Origin of the sequence: Pseudoalteromonas sp. CR1, assembly GCF_019392235.1 — a bacterium.
GTDB lineage: Bacteria > Pseudomonadota > Gammaproteobacteria > Enterobacterales > Alteromonadaceae > Pseudoalteromonas.
Map to the genome: position 1 here is coordinate 58,165 of NZ_JAHXRM010000009.1, position 17,424 is coordinate 75,588.

Consider the following 17,424-nt stretch of genomic DNA (forward strand, 5'->3'; position numbering starts at 1 on the left):
AAAGTACCATCTCATTTTTTGCTACACCCGCTCATATGAGCATATTTTTTATTTTTATATCAGGATATTACAATGTCTAACATCGTATCAGGTACAGTTAAGTGGTTTAACGAGTCTAAAGGTTTTGGTTTCATCGAGCAAGAAAATGGCCCAGACGTTTTCGCACATTTCTCAGCAATCAAAAGCGAAGGTTTCAAAACTTTAGCTGAAGGCCAACGTGTAGAGTTTACTCTTTCACAAGGTCAAAAAGGTCCTCAAGCTGATAACATCACAGCTGTATAATTTTACTTTTTAAGTAAAATGAAAAAAAGCGCCTAGGGCGCTTTTTTTGTATCTAAAATAAACCTAACTTATGTAACAACCCTACCTACTACTCACAAGCACAATTTAAGTGATTCTATTTCCCCCTAAACACCACTACTTTTGGCAGGAATAAATGGCAATAAAATGTCGAAATAGCCGGTTTTAACATATAACACCAACTCCCTTAATTAAGTGATCTTTTAAGGATGAAAAAGCGCGTGAAAGCTGCTCTAAATGAGTTTTTTACGCAGATAACGATACGTTTTGCATGCAGGTTGGTATAAAAGCGAAGAAGCTGACAAGTGCTTGCAGCGCTTATTAAAGTACTAATTAATACGAAGAGGTAACAACACTTGTTATTGGTTTACAGCACAGGTAAACAATACAAATTAAAAGTTTGCTTATTTACCGTAAGGGCTTTTTTTAGTTTTATTTATCTCTTTATGTGCTTTTTGCATTTTTTCTATATGAACTGTATCTGTATCTTTGTTTGCAGCTAAATAAGCAACCGTTGTTAGTGCATCTATTTTAAAAATAAACTTTAAGTGGCCAGGTTTAAGTTTGAAGTAATCACTGTATTGGAGCATGTAATGCGGGTCATCTAATATTAGGTCTACTTTTTTGGCTAGTAGTAACTGATAAGAATGCTGTATATCTGAAGTTATAACGCCCTCAACGCCCATTTTTGTGAGAGTTTGTGTTGAAAAGTCGTTATGTTGCATCGCTATTTTATAATTTTTTGCTTGGTTAATATTATTGATTACTATATCTGTTCTGTCTGATAGCCCAACAAACCCCATTTCAAAGCGACCAATTTCGCCTACCCACTGAAATTGATTTTCACGTTCTGCTGTACGAGCAATACTGTATATAAACGTATTTTTTTCCTCGCTTGCCATTTTATAAGCGCGAGCCCAAGGGTACATTTGTATGTCTGGCGTTAAACCGGCCTGTTTAAATATATCCCTTATGTATTGTGTCCCTTTACCTTGAACAGTGCCGTCTATTAAAACTTGATTAGGCGGTGCTAATTCTGTAACTACCAGTAACGGTTTTTCAGCTAAAGTAGAAAATGATAAAACAAGTATAAAAAGGGTCAGAATGTATTTCACAACAGCGAGTCATTATTGGATTAAAAACACTAACTTAAGTGTGGAACAAAATAGCATAATTACAAAAAAAAGTGATTAAAATAGAGCATTATAATGATTAAGTGGTAGTTAGGATAAGATAAAAAGGCATAAGGTAATTTACGCCTAAAACGATAAAAGGGCCTTGCGGCCCTTGGTGAAGTATCGTTCAAGTCAGATAGCACTTTAACCCCTTAAAGTACTAACTTCTTGTTTTGCAACACCGGTTCATCTCTTAAGTTTCTAAGCTAGCGAGAGGAAAAACCCAGCAATTGCTGCGCTCATAAGGTTAGCCATAGATCCTGCTAACACTGCTCTGAGCCCTAAGCGTGCGATATCCTTCCGCCTGCTAGGCGCCATACCGCCTAACCCACCTAGTAAAATGGCTATCGATGATAAGTTAGCGAATCCACACAGAGCAAACGTAACAATTGCTTGTGTGTGCGCACTTAACGTATCGCGATAATTTATAAAGTCTAAGTAAGCAACAAACTCGTTTACTACTATCTTTTGACCAATAAAACTGCCGGCTATAATTGCCTCATCCCACGGTACACCGAGTAACCATGCAACAGGAGCAAATACATAACCTAAAATTTCTTGTAGCGTTAATGTTGGATGATCAAACCATCCGCCCACACCACCTAATAAACCATTTAAAAGCGCAATCAGTGCAACAAATGCCAGTAGCATTGCACCTACGTTTAGCGCCAAATGCATGCCATTTGCAGCGCCTGATGCTGCCGCATCAATTACATTTACCGGTTTATCGTCATCGTTTAAATCTAAATCAGCTAAGTTATCTTTAGGTGTTTCGGTTTCTGGCACAATCATTTTTGCCATTAAAAAACCACCCGGTGCCGCCATAAAGCTGGCTGCAATTAAGTACTTAAGCTCTACACCAATAATTACGTAACCCGCCATTACAGACCCAGCTACAGTGGCTAAGCCACCTACCATCACAGCAAACAACTCAGACTTGGTCATTGTTGCTATAAAAGGTTTAACAATTAACGGTGCTTCAGTTTGGCCAACAAAAATGTTTGCCGTTGCTGAAAGTGATTCTGTGCGCGAGGTTTTTAAAAGCTTTTGTAAACCACCGCCTAAAATCTTAATAATCCAATCCATAATGCCAATGTGATATAAAACAGCAACTAGCGCTGAGAAAAACACAATAACGGGCAAAACCTGAATTGCAAAAATAAAACCAAGTGTGTCTTGTGAAGCCAGAGGGCCAAACAAAAAGCCAATACCATCGTTGGCATAGCCAATAACCGATGAAACAGCGGCCGACATACTTGCTAATACGTTTTTTCCTGCGTCAAAAAACAGAACAAAGCCACCAATAACAACTTGCATTGCAAATGCTATAGCAACGGTTCTTAAATTAATTGCCTTGCGATTAGTTGACGCGGCAAAGGCAATGCCCAGCAGCACACACATGCCTACTAAGCTCATAAATGTTGTCATACAAATGTTTCCCGTTGTTATTCTTGTAGTAAATATTTAATTTTACTTTTTATAATATCAATCGCAACGCGGTTCATGCCGCCTCGAGTCACAACTAAATCTGCATTATGCTTAGAAGGCTCAATAAATTGATAAAACATCGGTCTTACAGTTGCTTGATACTGTTCAACAACAGATTGTAACGTTCTGCCTCGCTGCTCCATATCACGTTGCATACGACGCATTAAGCAGATATCTAAAGGGGTGTCTATAAACACCTTAATATCAAATTCTTTATTAAGCGCTTTATCGCTCAGTAATAAAATACCTTCCACAATCAAAATTTTTGCAGCAGCTACACGTCGCGTTTTATCGCTGCGAGTATGTTGTGCATAATCATATGTTGGTACTTCTACTGAGTTTCCACTACGAAGTTGAGTTAAATGTTCAAGCATTAACTCATGTTCAAATGCATCAGGGTGGTCGTAGTTCGTTTGCGTACGATGAGCCATCGGCAAATGCGACTGATCCTTGTAATAAGCATCTTCTTCAATAATGGCAATTGCGCCCGGTTCAAGCTCATTAACCAACTCATTGTATATAGTTTGGCTAAACAGAGATTTGCCCGACGCAGACGCGCCAGCAATAGCTATAATAGTTGTTCGTGTCACTAAAGTTCTCACCCACACAGAAGGATATATTGTTGGTAGATCACAATAGCAAAAAAGACACGATTAATCTCTTTTGCTTCGCTTAAGAACGCAAATTTATAATGTTTAGGTTTTATGAAACAGGACTTTTGTCCTGTACGGAAAAATCGTTCAGCAGATAAAGTAACCACCTAGAAACAAAGTGAGGTCAAAATGGCAAGAGCAATTATCTTAATGGCAGATAGCCTAGGAATCGGTGCAGCACCAGATGCAGATAAATTTGGTGATGTTGGCGCCAATACATTCGCTCACTTATTAAAAGCATATTACGACGAAACAGGCAGTGCACTTTCGCTTCCTAATCTATCCAAATTAGGTTTAGTCGACGCCTGCGAAGCCGCCGGTGGAGAAACGTGTTTAGTTTCAGACCGCCAAGCACCACAAGGTGCGTGGGGTTACGCTAAAGAACTTTCTAGCGGAAAAGACACACCATCAGGTCATTGGGAAATGGCCGGTGTACCTGTGTTATTTGATTGGGGTTACTTCCCAAAAACACAGCCAAGTTTCCCACAAGAATTTGTAGACGAGTTTATAGCTCGTACCGGTATTCCTGGCATTTTAGGCAATTGCCATGCATCAGGAACCACCATTTTAGAACAGCTAGGTGAAGAGCACGTAAAAACAGGTAAACCAATCTGTTACACCTCAGCTGATAGTGTGTTTCAAATAGCCGCGCATGAAGAGTCATTCGGCCTAGAGAAGCTTTATCAAGTTTGCGAAATCGCACGGGCGCTGCTTGATGAAATGAACATAGGACGAGTGATTGCGCGGCCATTTTTGGGTTCAAATAGTCAAGATTTTGCACGAACAGGTAACCGTCGTGACTATTCAGTACTTCCGCCTGCACCTACCTTGTTAGATGTACTAGCAAAAGACGGCGGCGAAGTAATTAGTATTGGTAAAATTTCAGACATATACGCGCATCAAGGCATAACCCAAAAGCACAAAGCACCAGGGCTTATGAACTTGCTTGAAAAAACCAGCGAGGTAATTTCAACAGCACCTGATCGCAGCTTAATTTTTACCAACTTAGTTGATTTTGATGAAAAATTTGGTCATCGCCGTAACCCGGTAGGTTACGCTAAAGCATTAAAAGAATTTGATGACTATTTACCAACTATACTAAACCAGTTAAATGCAGATGATGTATTAATGATCACTGCCGACCACGGGTGTGACCCAACCTTTCCAGGTTCTGAGCACACACGTGAATACGTACCTGTGATAGCGTATAAGCCTGGTATGGATAATACACCGCTAGGTGAACGAAACAGTTTTGCAGATATTGGTCAAACACTAGCACAGTGGTTTAACTTGTCTGAGCTTGAATATGGCGACAGCTTTTTAACTCAATTAAACGCGCCAAAATAAAAAGGAAACAACGAATGAGTACACCTCATATAAATGCAAATGTTGGTGATTTCGCCGAAACAGTTTTAATGCCAGGCGATCCGCTACGTGCGCAATATATTGCTGAAAACTTTTTAGATGATGCGGTACAAGTAACGGGTGTACGCAACATGTTTGGCTTTACAGGTACTTACAAAGGTAAGCCAGTAAGCATTATGGGTTCAGGCATGGGCATTCCATCAATGTCTATATACGCACGTGAGCTTATTGTTAGCTTTGGCGTAAAAAACATTATACGCATTGGTACATGTGGCGGTATTGGTACCGACATTAAAATCCGTGACGTAATTTTTGCACAAGGTGCAAGCACAGATTCAAACGTAAACCGTGCACGTGTTCGTGGCTACGATTTTTCTGCAATTGCAGACTTTGACCTACTGTTAAACGGCGTTAACGCAGCAAAAGAACTAGGTATTAAAGCAAAAGTAGGTAACGTATTTACAACCGACACTTTCTACCAAGCAGACGACACTTTCTATAAAGATTTAGACAAGTTAGGCGTACTCGCTGTAGATATGGAAACAGCCGGTTTATATGGCGTTGCAGCTGAATACGGCGCAAACGCAATGGCATTATTCACCGTAAGTGACCACGTGATCACGGGTGAAGCAACACCTGCTGACGAACGTCAAAGCACGTTTAACGAAATGGTTAAAATTGCATTAGAGTCTATCTAATCGATAAAACAGTTCCTTGGTAACGTATTCACTAAGTTTTGGAGACACGCCCAAAGTGAAGTGAGACTAACCTCCAAAGCCGCATTTTATGCGGCTTTTTTTATGTCCTAATAATTATAAAATCAATAAGTACCAAATTCTAATTACGCAGCGTCTCTTTGCCTCTTTGTGAATCATTGGCTTTTAAAATCTTAATGCACAAAGAGAAGCGAATGAGGAGTAAATGAGTAGCCAAAAAGTGACAGGGTAAGTGATCTTTTATCACCACAGAGCACACCGAGGCGCTTCGCGCTACACAGAGTTAACAATATTGGTTATTCACTACTCCTGCTCTACTCCTTCACTTCTCGGTGGTGAAACAATCACTTTTATAGCATAAGTAAAACGTTGCTATTGAACGATAGCAAAGCGCGTCTACAGTCTGTATTTAGCCACGGCATTGTAAATACGGGGCTTTTTTACTATCTCTAAAAGCGCAGCGTCTCTTGGCCTCTTTGTGAATCATTGGCTTTTAAAATCTTAATGCACAAAGAGAAGCGAATGAGAAAAAATGAGTAGCCCTAAAGCAATGTTTAGTTTATTTTTGTAGACGTAGAGCGTGCTCACGTTAGAAGCAGCTTCTTGTTACTTAAAAAAGATATCACCACCGAGCGCACCGAGGCGCTTCGCGCTACACAGAGTTAAAAAATATTGATTAGTCACTACTCCTGTTCTTCTCCTTTACTTCTCGGTGGTAAAACAGTCACTTTTGCAGCATAAGTAACTTGAAAAACACCGGTATTTAGCCACGGCATTGTAAATACGGGGCTTTTTTACTATCTCTAAAAGCGCAGCGTCTCTTAGCCTCTTTGTGAATCATTGGCTTTTAAAACCTTAATGCACAAAGAGAAGCGAATGAGAAAAAATGAGTAGCCCTAAAGCAATGTTTAGTTTATTTTTGTAGACGTAGAGCTTGCTCACGTTAGAAGCGACAGCTTCTTGTTACTTATAAAATTATCACCACAGAGCGCACCGAGGCGCTTTGCGCTACATAGAGTTAAAAATATTGATTAGTCACTACTCCTGTTTTTCTCCTTTACTTCTCGGTGGTGAAAAAATCACTTTTACAGTAAAAGTAAAACGTTGCTATTGAACGATAGCAAAGCGCGTCTTCAGGCTGTATTTAGTCACGGCATTGTAAATACGGGGCTTTTTTACTATCTCTAAAAGCGCAGCGTCTCTTAGCCTCTTTGTGAATCATTGGCTTTTAAAATCTTAATGCACAAAGAGAAGCGAATGAGGAGTAAATGAGTAGCCAAAAAGTGACAGGGTAAGTGATCTTTTATCACCACAGAGCACACTGCAGCGCTTTGCGCTACACCGAGAAAACAGGAGTAACAATTAATCATGGCTCCTTGCCTTATCTTTACTACTTGGTGGTGAAGCAATCATTTTTATACCCTCATTAAAAATTATGTGTTTAATAAAATTATTTTAAAAGCTGGGTTAAACTCAAGCTAAGCTACGCAATGAAATCTAAGGCTATTCATTTAATTGCTACCCGAAAACATTAAAATTTGCTATGTTGAAACACAGTACACGTTTAGTGTTTTTTTTAGGAAAGTTATGAAATCGTTATCTATTTATTTTGCTTTATTTACCCTAACGCTAGCTTTAAATAGTTATGCCACAGAGCCCACTACCGAACAGCAAAAAGCTGACGAAAAAGTAAACACACTTGAATACAAAGCCCCTGAGCTTAAAAAACCTGTTATTGACCCATCAAAACCAGACGACACGAAAGTGTTAGGCGATGAAACACCAAAGCCTGTTGTTAAACCAAAAAATAAAATAGAAAAAGCCGCCGCTGTAGCCGAGGCAGAAAAAGCCGTAGCGCAAGCAAAAGAAGCCTTAACAGCTAAGCAGCAAGCTAAAGCTAAACAATCTCGCGAATCACTAGCCGTGGTTGAACAACTTATAAAAGCATACAACGCACGAAACATTGAAGAGTTCATTCGTGTTTACGATGAAGACGTAGAGTTTTATATTTTTCCCAATGAGCTATTATTTAAAGGAAAAGAAAAACTAATAGCACGTTATGGGTTAATGTTTAAAAAGCTAAAGTGTATTCACTCATCGCCTATTAAACGTATAGTCCATGGCGATATAGTAATAGATCATGAGCTATCAGAAACCTGTTCAACAGACGAAAACGTAATAGATAAACGCTCAGAGCTTGTATCGAGCTACCAAATTAAAAATGGGAAAATAATCCGCGTATTATTTTTTCGTTAAGGATTATTATGCAAATTACTGACGACAAAAAACTTCGCTTAATGTACCGAGTTGAACCTGGTTGTTTAGGCCCCGAAGGCGCAGAATATATTGAAGATTTTTGTCGTTATGCCAACAAGCATATTAAGTCACCGTACTACGCACAATTTGTCTTTTTACCGCGTTACGATAAACAAAAAGACGAACGCCAATACAGCGTAAACAGCCGTAACCTTTCACAATTACAGGTTAAAAAGTACTTTAGCTATTTTAAAATTGATATGGATGGCTTTGAAGAGCAACTCGACGAGCTACTCACCAAAGCAATCGACTTGTACTTTAAGCGTTAACACCTAAAAATTTGAACAAAAGTAAAGCGGCTAAGGTATGCTGAGTACGTATGCTTTATACCAAAGCCTGCTCACGTAACCCTTTATCAAATCACTTAGCACCTACCTTTAAAAGCGCAGCGTATCTTAGCCTCTTTGTGAATCATTGGCTTTTAAAATCTTAGTGCACAAAGAGAAGCGAATGAGGAGTAAATGAGTAGCCAAAAAGTGACAGGGTAAGTGATCTTTTATCACCACAGAGCGCACCGAGGCGCTACGCGCTTCACAGAGTTAAAAAATATTGGTTAGTCACTACTCCTGTTCTTCTCCTTCACTTCTCGGTGGTGAGTTAATTACTTTATAACCCCTAAAACCATAACGCACAAAGAGAACAGAATAAGCTGCAAATGAACTGCCCAAAACCAGTGTGTGGATATTTTTGGTAGACGTAGAGCTTGCTCACATTAGAAGCGCAGCTTCTCATTTCAGGTCAAATATTAAATTACTTAGTCCCTAACTCTAAAAGCACAGCACTTTATTACAGCCACAAAAAAAGAGCTTTCGCTCTTTTTTAAATACTATATAAACAGGCTAAACTTACTCGCCCGCCACAATAGTATTAAAACTATTATTGTCGTGCAGGCTTGCAAATGCACTTTCGTGAAGTAACTCATTACGTAAGTTAGGCGAGTACTCAAGTGCCATTTTTATATCGGCCAACGCATCGGCGTGCTCGTGTATTAGCGCAAATGCACACGCACGTTGCCAATACGCATAACCATAATCGCTATCTATATCAATTGCTTGGTTACATAAATCAATCGCTTTGGCTGTTTGATTAATTTCAAGCAACGCATCAGCCTTATAAGCAATAGCTTCAACATCTTCAGGTTTACGTTTTAAAATTTCATCAAAAATTTCAATTTTGTTAGCGTAATCACTTTCTAAATTTGCGCGCATCCACAACGAGTGAACCTCGTTTGTAATAGAAATACGTTCTTGGTTACTGAGTATTTCTTCAGAACGTACACGCAGTTTTTCTTCTAGAATTTTTAATCGGTCTTCGTATTCGTCGGTAATAACACTCACGCGCGTATTTACAATATCTTCTACTTTGTTTTTAACATCACGCAGCGAATTCCAGCCAACAAGCACCAAAATAGATGCCGTGGCGGTAATAATAAAAAACACATTATTTATCGTATCGGTGGTGTAAGTAAGGGCTCTGTCGGCCGTGTCTAATTGCGCGTGCGTAACTTGTTTAGTTACATCTTCACGTAGTTTTTGCTGATCTTGGCGAACCGCTTTTAGCTCATCTAAAATGTAGCGTTCCATAAGCGGTTTATACATAGGCTCTTTAAGTTGCTCGAGCGCTTGCTGTTCTTGTTGCTTTGAGGGGGCTTCTGTTTGTTGCTCAGCGGCATTAGCCGACGCTAAAAATAAAGTAAAACAAATACATAGTAAAGAAAAGTAATAACGCATCAACATGCCCAAATAAAATAATTAATTGCAAAAATAATATTAACACGCACAACCTAAACTCACTAGGGCAGGTTTTGTTTTGAGGGCGAGTTTACTACGCATTATAAATTATTATTATGAAAACATTGTGTAGTGGTAAATTTTAGGCAAAAAAAACCAGCTCTGGGTGAGCTGGTTGAAACTGCTAAAACATCAAAGGTTAGGGAAAACTTAACTACAGTTAGCTAATTATTATCAACTAACATAAAACTGATAAACTGAGTTTATAAAGTAAAGGTGTATTGGGCTTAGTAATACACCTTTAACATTATAACTACAATTTCATGGCGAAGGGGGGTATTCCTATGTGCGCTATGGTAAACCAAAGCCACTTTCAAACCCTTCACATACCATTACGCCGCTACTTTTTAATTCGATCATCGTTATTTAAAAAAAGATCAAAATATTAAACCCACTTGTTTGCTGTACTAACTCAAGCCTCTACTTACCAGAGCTTGTTTTTTAAGTTCCAATCAAAAATACAAATCGGGCCAATCGTTTTAAATACGGTGTATTCATTGGCATAGCTCAAAAAATAAGCCTATATTGGTAATTCAAAATAAGTATAAATATATAAGTAGTTGATTAAGCAACATTTGCATTAGTTAAAAATAGTATTACTTAAACAAATTAAATATCGCTTACGTAATTTTTACACCAAGAGGATTGAAAAATGAGCAACTCTAGCGCCGGAAAATGCCCGGTAATGCATGGCAGCAATACACAAACAGCTGGCCAAAATACAGATTGGTGGCCAAACGCACTTAATTTCGACATCCTACATCAACACGACACAAAAAGTTCTCCCTACGGCAGCGACTTTAACTACGCTGAAGCATTTAAAACCCTCGACCTAGAAGCCGTAAAAACCGACTTAAAAAACTTAATGACCCAAAGCCAAGATTGGTGGCCAGCCGACTGGGGCCACTACGGTGGTTTAATGATCCGCATGGCATGGCACTCAGCAGGATCGTACCGTTTATCTGACGGACGTGGCGGCGGTGGCACTGCAAATCAACGTTTTGCGCCTTTAAACTCGTGGCCCGATAACGCCAACCTCGACAAAGCGCGTCGCCTACTTTGGCCAATTAAAAAGAAATACGGTAACAAACTCTCGTGGGCCGATCTCATTATTTTAGCGGGCAACATGGCATACGAATCAATGGGCTTAAAAACCTTTGGGTTTGCCGGTGGCCGTGAAGATATTTGGCACCCAGAAAAAGACGTATACTGGGGCGCCGAAAAAGAATGGTTAGCACCAAGCGACGAACGCTACCAAAATGTAGATAAACCCGACACAATGGAAAACCCCTTAGCGTCTGTTCAAATGGGCCTAATTTACGTAAACCCAGAAGGAGTAAACGGTAAACCCGATCCGCTTAAAACCGCAGCACAAGTGCGCGAAACATTTGCCCGCATGGCAATGGACGACGAAGAAACCGCAGCCCTTACCGTTGGTGGCCACACTGTAGGTAAAACACACGGTAACGGAAAAGAGTCAAACCTTGGCCCAGAGCCAGAAGCGGCTGATATTTCAGAGCAAGGCATGGGGTGGAACAACCACAAAACACGGGGTATTGGTCGCGATACAATGACATCGGGCATTGAAGGTGCATGGACCACACACCCAACAAAATGGGATAACGGCTACTGCGACCTTCTTTTAAACTACGAATGGGAACTGACAAAAAGCCCGGCAGGCGCTCATCAATGGGAACCTGTAAACATTAAAGAAGAAGACAAACCGGTCGATGTAGAAGACCCATCAATTCGTTTAAACCCAATAATGACCGACGCCGACATGGCCATGAAAATGGACCCAGCGTACCGTAAAATAATTGAGCGTTTTCATAACGACTTTGAGTATTTTTCAGACGTGTTTGCACGTGCATGGTTTAAACTCACGCACCGCGACCTAGGGCCAAAAGCACGTTACTTAGGTGCCGATGTACCAAGTGAAGATTTAATTTGGCAAGATCCAATTCCAAGCGTTGACTACACCTTAACAGATGCGCAAATCAGCGATTTAAAAGCAACATTACTTAATTGCGGTGTAAGTGCCAGCGATTTAATTAACACCGCATGGGACAGTGCACGCACCTATCGAGGGTCTGATCACCGAGGCGGTGCAAATGGGGCCCGCATTCGTTTAGCACCACAAAAAGAGTGGCAGGGTAACGAGCCAGAGCGCTTAGCAAGCGTGTTATCAGCGCTTGAAAAAGTGCAAGCAGAGTTAAGTACACCTGTAAGCATGGCCGATTTAATTGTACTTGGCGGCACAGCCGCGGTTGAACAAGCCGCTAAAAATGCAGGGGTAGAGGTTAACGTACCGTTTGCGCCAGGGCGCGGCGACGCAACCGACGACATGACCGACGCCGAATCGTTCGACGTACTTGAACCGATTCACGATGGCTTTAGAAATTGGCTGAAAAAAGATTACGTGGTATCTGCTGAGGAGTTATTACTTGAGCGTAGCCAACTAATGGGTTTAACCGCCCCTGAAATGTCGGTGCTCATTGGTGGTATGCGAATGCTGGGTACCAACCATGGCGGCACACAGCACGGTGTATTTACAAATAACGTAGGTACGTTAAGTAACGATTTTTTTGTAAACCTAACTGACATGGCAAACCGCTGGGAGCCAACCGGCAATGGCCTTTACAATATTGTAGACCGCGCAAGTGGCGCAACTAAATGGACCGCAACGCGTGTAGATTTGGTATTTGGGTCAAACTCAATTTTACGCGCATTGGCAGAGTTTTATGCTCAAGACGATAATAAAACACGTTTTGTTCACGACTTTGTAAATGCATGGGTAAAAGTAATGAACGCCGATAGGTTTGATATTTAATAAACTTAAGCAACAGTTAAAAAGGGGCCGCAATGCTCCTTTTTTGTTTTTAAAAACAAGGCTGAACAGATGCACAAAGAGAAGCCATAGTAAGCAGGATTAACTTATTTTGTAGACGTAGAGCTTGCTCACGTTAGAAGCGCAGCTTCTTAGCGGTTTAACAATATTTGTAAAAGCGTTGCTTTTAAACGCCAGCAAGCTGCGCGTCTACAAGTTAATTTAAACACTGCTTTGTAGACGTAGAGCTTGCTCACGTTAGAAGCGTAGCTTCTAGCTTTATAAATCATTTAACTTAAATAAATACAATCCCAATATGGATATTGTCCGACATTTTTTGCAACGCCTGCTCTGAGTGGGTTAGCAACAATGTAACGAGCTTGATTGATTAAATCTTTTTCAGAACGAAGCTGATGTTCAAAATAATTTTGCTGCCAAATTTTGCCTGTTGTTCCATTTAGCTTATTTATTTTTACAGTCGTTACACTTTTAAAGATTTTTATTACGTTGGCTAGTGAACACTCTTTAAGCTGAAATAACCAATGTAGATGATCAGGCATTAATACATAGCAAATTGTATTAACTTTATTTTGCATATCCACAATAGCCTTTGCTGCAATACATGCATTGCCAAATTCTTTAAATAGAGATGCTCTATTTATGCAGCATATAGTCACAGAGTAGAACTCATTATTATTTGAAAAACGATGTGCTAATAATTTTGAGGAGTCATGCATCGGAGAGTCATATATTTTGGCTTTGTATAAACATAGATAAGAATTGACCTAAAACAAGTTTTAAAACGCGTTGCTTTTTCACGCCAGCAAGCTGTGCGTCTACAGGTTAATTTAAACATTGCTTTGTAGACGTAGAGCTTGCTCACGTTAGAAGCGTAGCTTCTTGTTTTTTTAATAAGTTACCACCACAGAGCGCACCGAGGCGCTTCGCGCTACACAGAAAAAAACCGAGCAATAATTAGTCACTTCTCGGTGGTAAAACAATCACTTTATAACCCTTAAAAGCGTATTACACAAAGAGAAGCGAATGAGGAGTAAATGAGTAGGAAAAGCAAAAGGGGTTAGTTTAGTTTGTTTTTGTAGACGTAGAGCTTGCTCATGTTAGAAACGTAACTTCTTGTTTTTTTAATAAGTTACCACCACAGAGCGCACCGAGGCGATTCGCGCTACACAGAAAAAACACGAGCAATAGTTAATTACCTTTTGGTGATGATCTAATTACTTGTTTACTAATGCATTTAACCACGCACAAAAAAGGCGCTAACTAAGCGCCTTTTAAAAATAAACACCCAACGGGCTTATGCTTTTTTCTCTTCGCAACTTGCAAGGTACTCATCAAACGTACCCTGAAAATCAATAACCTGCTTATCTTTAATATCAATAATACGCGTAGCCAACGACGACACAAACTCACGGTCGTGGCTTACAAAAATAAGCGTCCCTTCAAAGTCTTTAAGCGCATTATTTAATGCCTCAATGGCTTCCATATCCATGTGGTTTGTTGGCTCGTCCATTACAAGTACGTTCACGTCTTGCATCATTAACTTACCAAATAACAAACGGTTTTTTTCACCACCTGAACAGTTACGCGCTTTTTTGTTTGAATCGTCTGCGGTAAACAACAAACGGCCCAACATACCACGAACCATTAAATCGTTATGCTTAGCTGTACGCCATTGCGACATCCAATCAAATAACGTTAAATCGTTATCAAAGTCTTTAGTGCTGTCTTGCGGGCAGTAACCAAAGCTCGCATTTTCAGACCACTTAATTTCGCCTTCATTACTTTTAAGCTCGTTAACTAAACAGCGTAAAAAAGTAGTTTTACCCACCCCGTTTTCGCCAATTACCGCAAGCTTTGCACCGGCTTCTAGTAAAAACTCACCGCCACTAAATAGTGTTTCACCATCAAAGCCATGGCCAAGTTTGTTAACTTCAAGCGCTTGGCGGTACATTTTTTTGCCTTCGTCAAACTTTAACGACGGGCTCATGCGGCTCGACGCTTTAACTTCATCAAGCTTAATTTTATCCATTTTTTTAGCACGCGAACTAGCTTGCTTAGCTTTAGAGGCATTAGCACCAAAGCGGTTAACAAAGTCTTGTAGCTCGTCAATCTCAGCACTTTTTTTAGCGTTTTCAGCTAAAAGTTGCTCGCGTTGCAGGCCTGATGCCTCTAAATACTTTTCGTAGTTACCCGGGTAAATACGCAGCTCGCCGTAATCAATGTCGGCCATGTGTGTACAAACCGAGTTTAAAAAGTGACGGTCATGCGAAATAATAATCATCGTACATTTACGCTTGTTCAGCTCGTTTGCAAGCCACGTAATAGTATGAATATCCAAGTTATTGGTCGGCTCATCGAGTAGCAGTATGTCTGGGTTTGCAAACAAAGCTTGCGCTAAAAGCACACGTAGTTTCCAGCCCGGTGCAACATTTGCCATTAACCCGTAATGAAACTCTTTATCTATACCTGCTTCTATAAGTATTTCTTCAGCGCGGCTTTCGGCAGTGTACCCATCCATTTCGGCAAATACACTTTCAAGGTCGGCCACTTTCATGCCGTCTTCTTCGCTCATTTCAGGTAACGAATAAATACGGTCGCGCTCTTGCTTAACTTTCCAAAGCTCAACGTCGCCCATAATTACCGCATCTACCACCGTGTATTGCTCAAATGCAAACTGGTCTTGGCTTAGGTTACCTACTTTTAAACCTGGCGTAATCGACACATTACCCGCACTAGGCACCAGTGCACCGCTTAAAATTTTCATGAAAGTCGACTTGCCGCAGCCGTTAGCGCCAATTAAACCGTAACGGTTACCGTTACCAAATTTAGCTGAAATGTTTTCAAACAACGGCTCTGCGCCAAACTGCATCGTAATATTTGCGGTGGAGATCAAAAAAGGTAATCCTAGAATTAGTACTGACAGGAGCTCGTTGCAGCAAAAGGCCGCAAACAACATCAAGCAATAGGGTAAATTAGCTGGCGAATTATACAGATCAGCCACTACTAATGAAAGGTAAAAGGCAGCTAATTTATAACCAAAGCTAAACGCACACAAACGGTGCAAAAGGCCTTAAATTTACCCAATAAGCACGCAAGGTTAACTAATTTAAAGTATTAGTGGTTTTGGTAAATACGCTCAATAACTGCCTTATTATTAAAAATGTACGAATTAATAACCGCTATATCGTCAGTGGTTACCGTTTTTTTACTCAGCATAAAATGCACATTATTTACATTTATAGGCTTAACCAACGCCGCCGGCATAATGTTTGAATACTGTTTAGTAAAGTGCTGCGCCACTAACGAATCATCAATTAAATAATTAATACGCTGCTTGTTAAGCATACCAAAACGTTTTTTAGACTCGCTCGTAAGTACAACCTGCTCAGCATACTGTAAGCGCAATTGCTCAAACGCCTCACCAAAAACACTTCCCCTGTTAACCCCTACAGTTAGCGACTGACTAAATAGCTGGTTAATACTGTGTACGTTGGGCGATTCGGCATGTTTGTACAGCAGCATTTTTTCAACACGATAAGGTAACGTAAAGTAAGCATACTCCGCACGCTCAGCAGTTTTGCTAGCAGCAAAAATTAAATCAACATGGCCCTGTTTTAGCTCTTCAAATGCACGCAACGAGTTAGGCAGCACACTAAAATTTAAACAATAGGGTGAGCCTTTAAAAATAGCGTTAAGTACGTCTATTTCAGTACCACCCAGCGTATTGTTTTTTAATATTACGTAAGGCGGCCAGTAACTTTCGTTGGTAGCCACCGTTAACGTTTTAGTGCATCCCCAGGCATTAAATGCACTAAAAGTAAAAAGGGTCATAAACAGTAATACTTTCAAACTGCAGCCTTTTGTGAAGGGTTTTTAGTGTATAAATAGTTATAATTTTTCAAACAGTTCTTCTAATTGTGCTTTTCTGCTTTGTATTAATTTATTAACTTCAACTACATCTTGCATGGTAGAGGTATTTTTACTCAGCATTAAATGAATAGAGCCTTTGTTAACATAGGTTGTGGTATTTACCCGCTTAATATTGTTTGACTGGCTTATAAAATACTCGCCCACTAATTGGTCTTCAATTATAAAATCGACCCGCTGTTTAGCTAATAAAGCAAAACGCCTTTTTGCCGCACCAGTAAAAATAATTTGTTTTGGGTAAATACTTTTTAAGCGCTCAAATTGCTCGCCGTAATAACTACCCGTATGGGCGGCCACGGTGTAGCCTTGTGCAAACGCGTCTTGCAGGTTTTTAACGTTGTATTGTTTGCTTTTATGCTGATACAACCACATGACTTCGTTGCGGTAACTATCCGAAAAATAAACATGCTCTGCGCGTTTTTCAGTAAAGCTTGCAGCCCACCCTAAATCCATTCGGCCTTTAGTTTGTTCAACAAATGCACGCTCTGTATTGGGTAAAAACTCAACCTGAACGCAATAAGGCGACCCTGCAAAAATAAGCCAAAGCGCTGTTACTTCTTTACCTTGTGCGTGGCCGTCAACATCAATAACGTAAGGCGGCCAATAGGTATCGTGCGACGCGACAAAAAACTTTTTTTCGCAAGCCCCACTCCCAAAAGAGAGGGCTACTAACAAATACAAACCGTATTTTTTTAATCTATGCATTATACCCCTCATGCTAGCGACGCAATACATACAGTATAAACCAGCCTTAAAATTTAGTCGTAAATTTTGTATAAGCATGTAAATAGCATCACTGGGTTTATAAAGTTATGTATTTATAATCAACGTGTTGGGAAGGCTAAG

The 17,424-nt window shown here is 40.1% G+C and carries 14 protein-coding genes; 6 read left to right on the forward strand and 8 right to left on the reverse strand.

Annotation, left to right across the window (positions count from 1 at the left end):
- Positions 1-72 precede the first annotated feature (72 nt).
- Entirely contained in the window at positions 73-282 is a 210-nt protein-coding gene (locus KZZ04_RS09835) for a cold-shock protein (protein ID WP_002959120.1), read from the forward strand.
- Between the two features lie 422 nt (positions 283-704).
- On the opposite strand, the gene KZZ04_RS09840 is transcribed toward KZZ04_RS09835, so the two are convergent.
- The 3 genes from KZZ04_RS09840 to udk form a co-directional block, all read right to left on the reverse strand.
- A complete protein-coding gene (locus KZZ04_RS09840) occupies positions 705-1,415 on the reverse strand; it encodes a transporter substrate-binding domain-containing protein (protein WP_219422609.1) in 711 nt (236 codons plus the stop codon).
- A gap of 261 nt (positions 1,416-1,676) precedes the next feature.
- The gene (locus KZZ04_RS09845; protein WP_008132935.1) at positions 1,677-2,903 is read right to left on the reverse strand and encodes a NupC/NupG family nucleoside CNT transporter; all 1,227 of its coding nucleotides are present in this window, start codon (positions 2,901-2,903) and stop codon (positions 1,677-1,679) included.
- Between the two features lie 17 nt (positions 2,904-2,920).
- Entirely contained in the window at positions 2,921-3,553 is a 633-nt protein-coding gene (udk, locus tag KZZ04_RS09850) for a uridine kinase (protein WP_006794607.1), read from the reverse strand.
- A gap of 192 nt (positions 3,554-3,745) precedes the next feature.
- On the opposite strand from udk, the gene KZZ04_RS09855 reads away from it, so the two are divergent.
- The 4 genes from KZZ04_RS09855 to KZZ04_RS09870 all read left to right on the forward strand — a co-directional run bounded on the left by KZZ04_RS09855 (position 3,746) and on the right by KZZ04_RS09870 (position 8,282).
- Positions 3,746-4,963 carry a phosphopentomutase gene (locus tag KZZ04_RS09855; RefSeq protein WP_219422610.1) on the forward strand — a complete coding sequence of 406 codons (1,218 nt, stop codon included), beginning with the start codon at positions 3,746-3,748 and terminating at the stop codon, positions 4,961-4,963.
- A gap of 14 nt (positions 4,964-4,977) precedes the next feature.
- Positions 4,978-5,679 carry a purine-nucleoside phosphorylase gene (deoD, locus tag KZZ04_RS09860; protein ID WP_006794609.1) on the forward strand — a complete coding sequence of 234 codons (702 nt, stop codon included), beginning with the start codon at positions 4,978-4,980 and terminating at the stop codon, positions 5,677-5,679.
- A 1,605-nt stretch (positions 5,680-7,284) separates the two neighbouring features.
- Positions 7,285-7,953 (forward strand): nuclear transport factor 2 family protein, encoded by a 669-nt coding sequence (locus KZZ04_RS09865; RefSeq protein ID WP_219422611.1) that lies wholly within the window; start codon positions 7,285-7,287, stop codon positions 7,951-7,953.
- Between the two features lie 8 nt (positions 7,954-7,961).
- Positions 7,962-8,282, forward strand: a complete 321-nt coding sequence (locus KZZ04_RS09870; RefSeq protein ID WP_219422612.1) for a hypothetical protein — start codon at positions 7,962-7,964, stop codon at positions 8,280-8,282.
- A gap of 576 nt (positions 8,283-8,858) precedes the next feature.
- Here the strand turns inward: KZZ04_RS09870 and KZZ04_RS09875 are convergent.
- Positions 8,859-9,743: a tetratricopeptide repeat protein gene (locus KZZ04_RS09875; RefSeq protein WP_058405218.1), complete on the reverse strand. Its 885-nt coding sequence runs from the start codon at positions 9,741-9,743 to the stop codon at positions 8,859-8,861.
- A 712-nt stretch (positions 9,744-10,455) separates the two neighbouring features.
- Between KZZ04_RS09875 and katG the strand changes: the two genes are divergently transcribed.
- Positions 10,456-12,633 carry a catalase/peroxidase HPI gene (gene katG / locus KZZ04_RS09880; protein WP_219422613.1) on the forward strand — a complete coding sequence of 726 codons (2,178 nt, stop codon included), beginning with the start codon at positions 10,456-10,458 and terminating at the stop codon, positions 12,631-12,633.
- 287 nt (positions 12,634-12,920) lie between these two features.
- On the opposite strand, the gene KZZ04_RS09885 is transcribed toward katG, so the two are convergent.
- The 4 genes from KZZ04_RS09885 to KZZ04_RS09900 form a co-directional block, all read right to left on the reverse strand.
- The gene (locus KZZ04_RS09885) at positions 12,921-13,367 is read right to left on the reverse strand and encodes a transposase (RefSeq protein WP_082653628.1); all 447 of its coding nucleotides are present in this window, start codon (positions 13,365-13,367) and stop codon (positions 12,921-12,923) included.
- Between the two features lie 578 nt (positions 13,368-13,945).
- Positions 13,946-15,544 carry an ABC-F family ATPase gene (locus tag KZZ04_RS09890; protein ID WP_082653629.1) on the reverse strand — a complete coding sequence of 533 codons (1,599 nt, stop codon included), beginning with the start codon at positions 15,542-15,544 and terminating at the stop codon, positions 13,946-13,948.
- Positions 15,545-15,765: 221 nt separating this feature from the next.
- Positions 15,766-16,500, reverse strand: coding sequence for an ABC transporter substrate-binding protein (locus KZZ04_RS09895; RefSeq protein WP_219422614.1), 735 nt, complete (start codon positions 16,498-16,500; stop codon positions 15,766-15,768).
- Positions 16,501-16,539: 39 nt separating this feature from the next.
- Positions 16,540-17,283, reverse strand: coding sequence for a transporter substrate-binding domain-containing protein (locus tag KZZ04_RS09900; protein WP_219422615.1), 744 nt, complete (start codon positions 17,281-17,283; stop codon positions 16,540-16,542).
- Between the last annotated feature and the right edge of the window lie 141 nt (positions 17,284-17,424).

What these genes read in the sequence shown, in the direction of transcription:
- KZZ04_RS09865 (WP_219422611.1), top strand. Translation starts at nt 7,285, where the DNA reads ATGAAATCGTTATCTATTTATTTTGCTTTATTTACCCTAACGCTAGCT.
- KZZ04_RS09885 (WP_082653628.1), bottom strand. Translation starts at nt 13,367, where the DNA reads ATGCATGACTCCTCAAAATTATTAGCACATCGTTTTTCAAATAATAAT.
- KZZ04_RS09855 (WP_219422610.1), top strand. Translation starts at nt 3,746, where the DNA reads ATGGCAAGAGCAATTATCTTAATGGCAGATAGCCTAGGAATCGGTGCA.
- KZZ04_RS09900 (WP_219422615.1), bottom strand. Translation starts at nt 17,283, where the DNA reads ATGCATAGATTAAAAAAATACGGTTTGTATTTGTTAGTAGCCCTCTCT.
- KZZ04_RS09845 (WP_008132935.1), bottom strand. Translation starts at nt 2,903, where the DNA reads ATGACAACATTTATGAGCTTAGTAGGCATGTGTGTGCTGCTGGGCATT.
- KZZ04_RS09835 (WP_002959120.1), top strand. Translation starts at nt 73, where the DNA reads ATGTCTAACATCGTATCAGGTACAGTTAAGTGGTTTAACGAGTCTAAA.
- deoD (WP_006794609.1), top strand. Translation starts at nt 4,978, where the DNA reads ATGAGTACACCTCATATAAATGCAAATGTTGGTGATTTCGCCGAAACA.
- KZZ04_RS09875 (WP_058405218.1), bottom strand. Translation starts at nt 9,743, where the DNA reads ATGCGTTATTACTTTTCTTTACTATGTATTTGTTTTACTTTATTTTTA.
- katG (WP_219422613.1), top strand. Translation starts at nt 10,456, where the DNA reads ATGAGCAACTCTAGCGCCGGAAAATGCCCGGTAATGCATGGCAGCAAT.
- KZZ04_RS09870 (WP_219422612.1), top strand. Translation starts at nt 7,962, where the DNA reads ATGCAAATTACTGACGACAAAAAACTTCGCTTAATGTACCGAGTTGAA.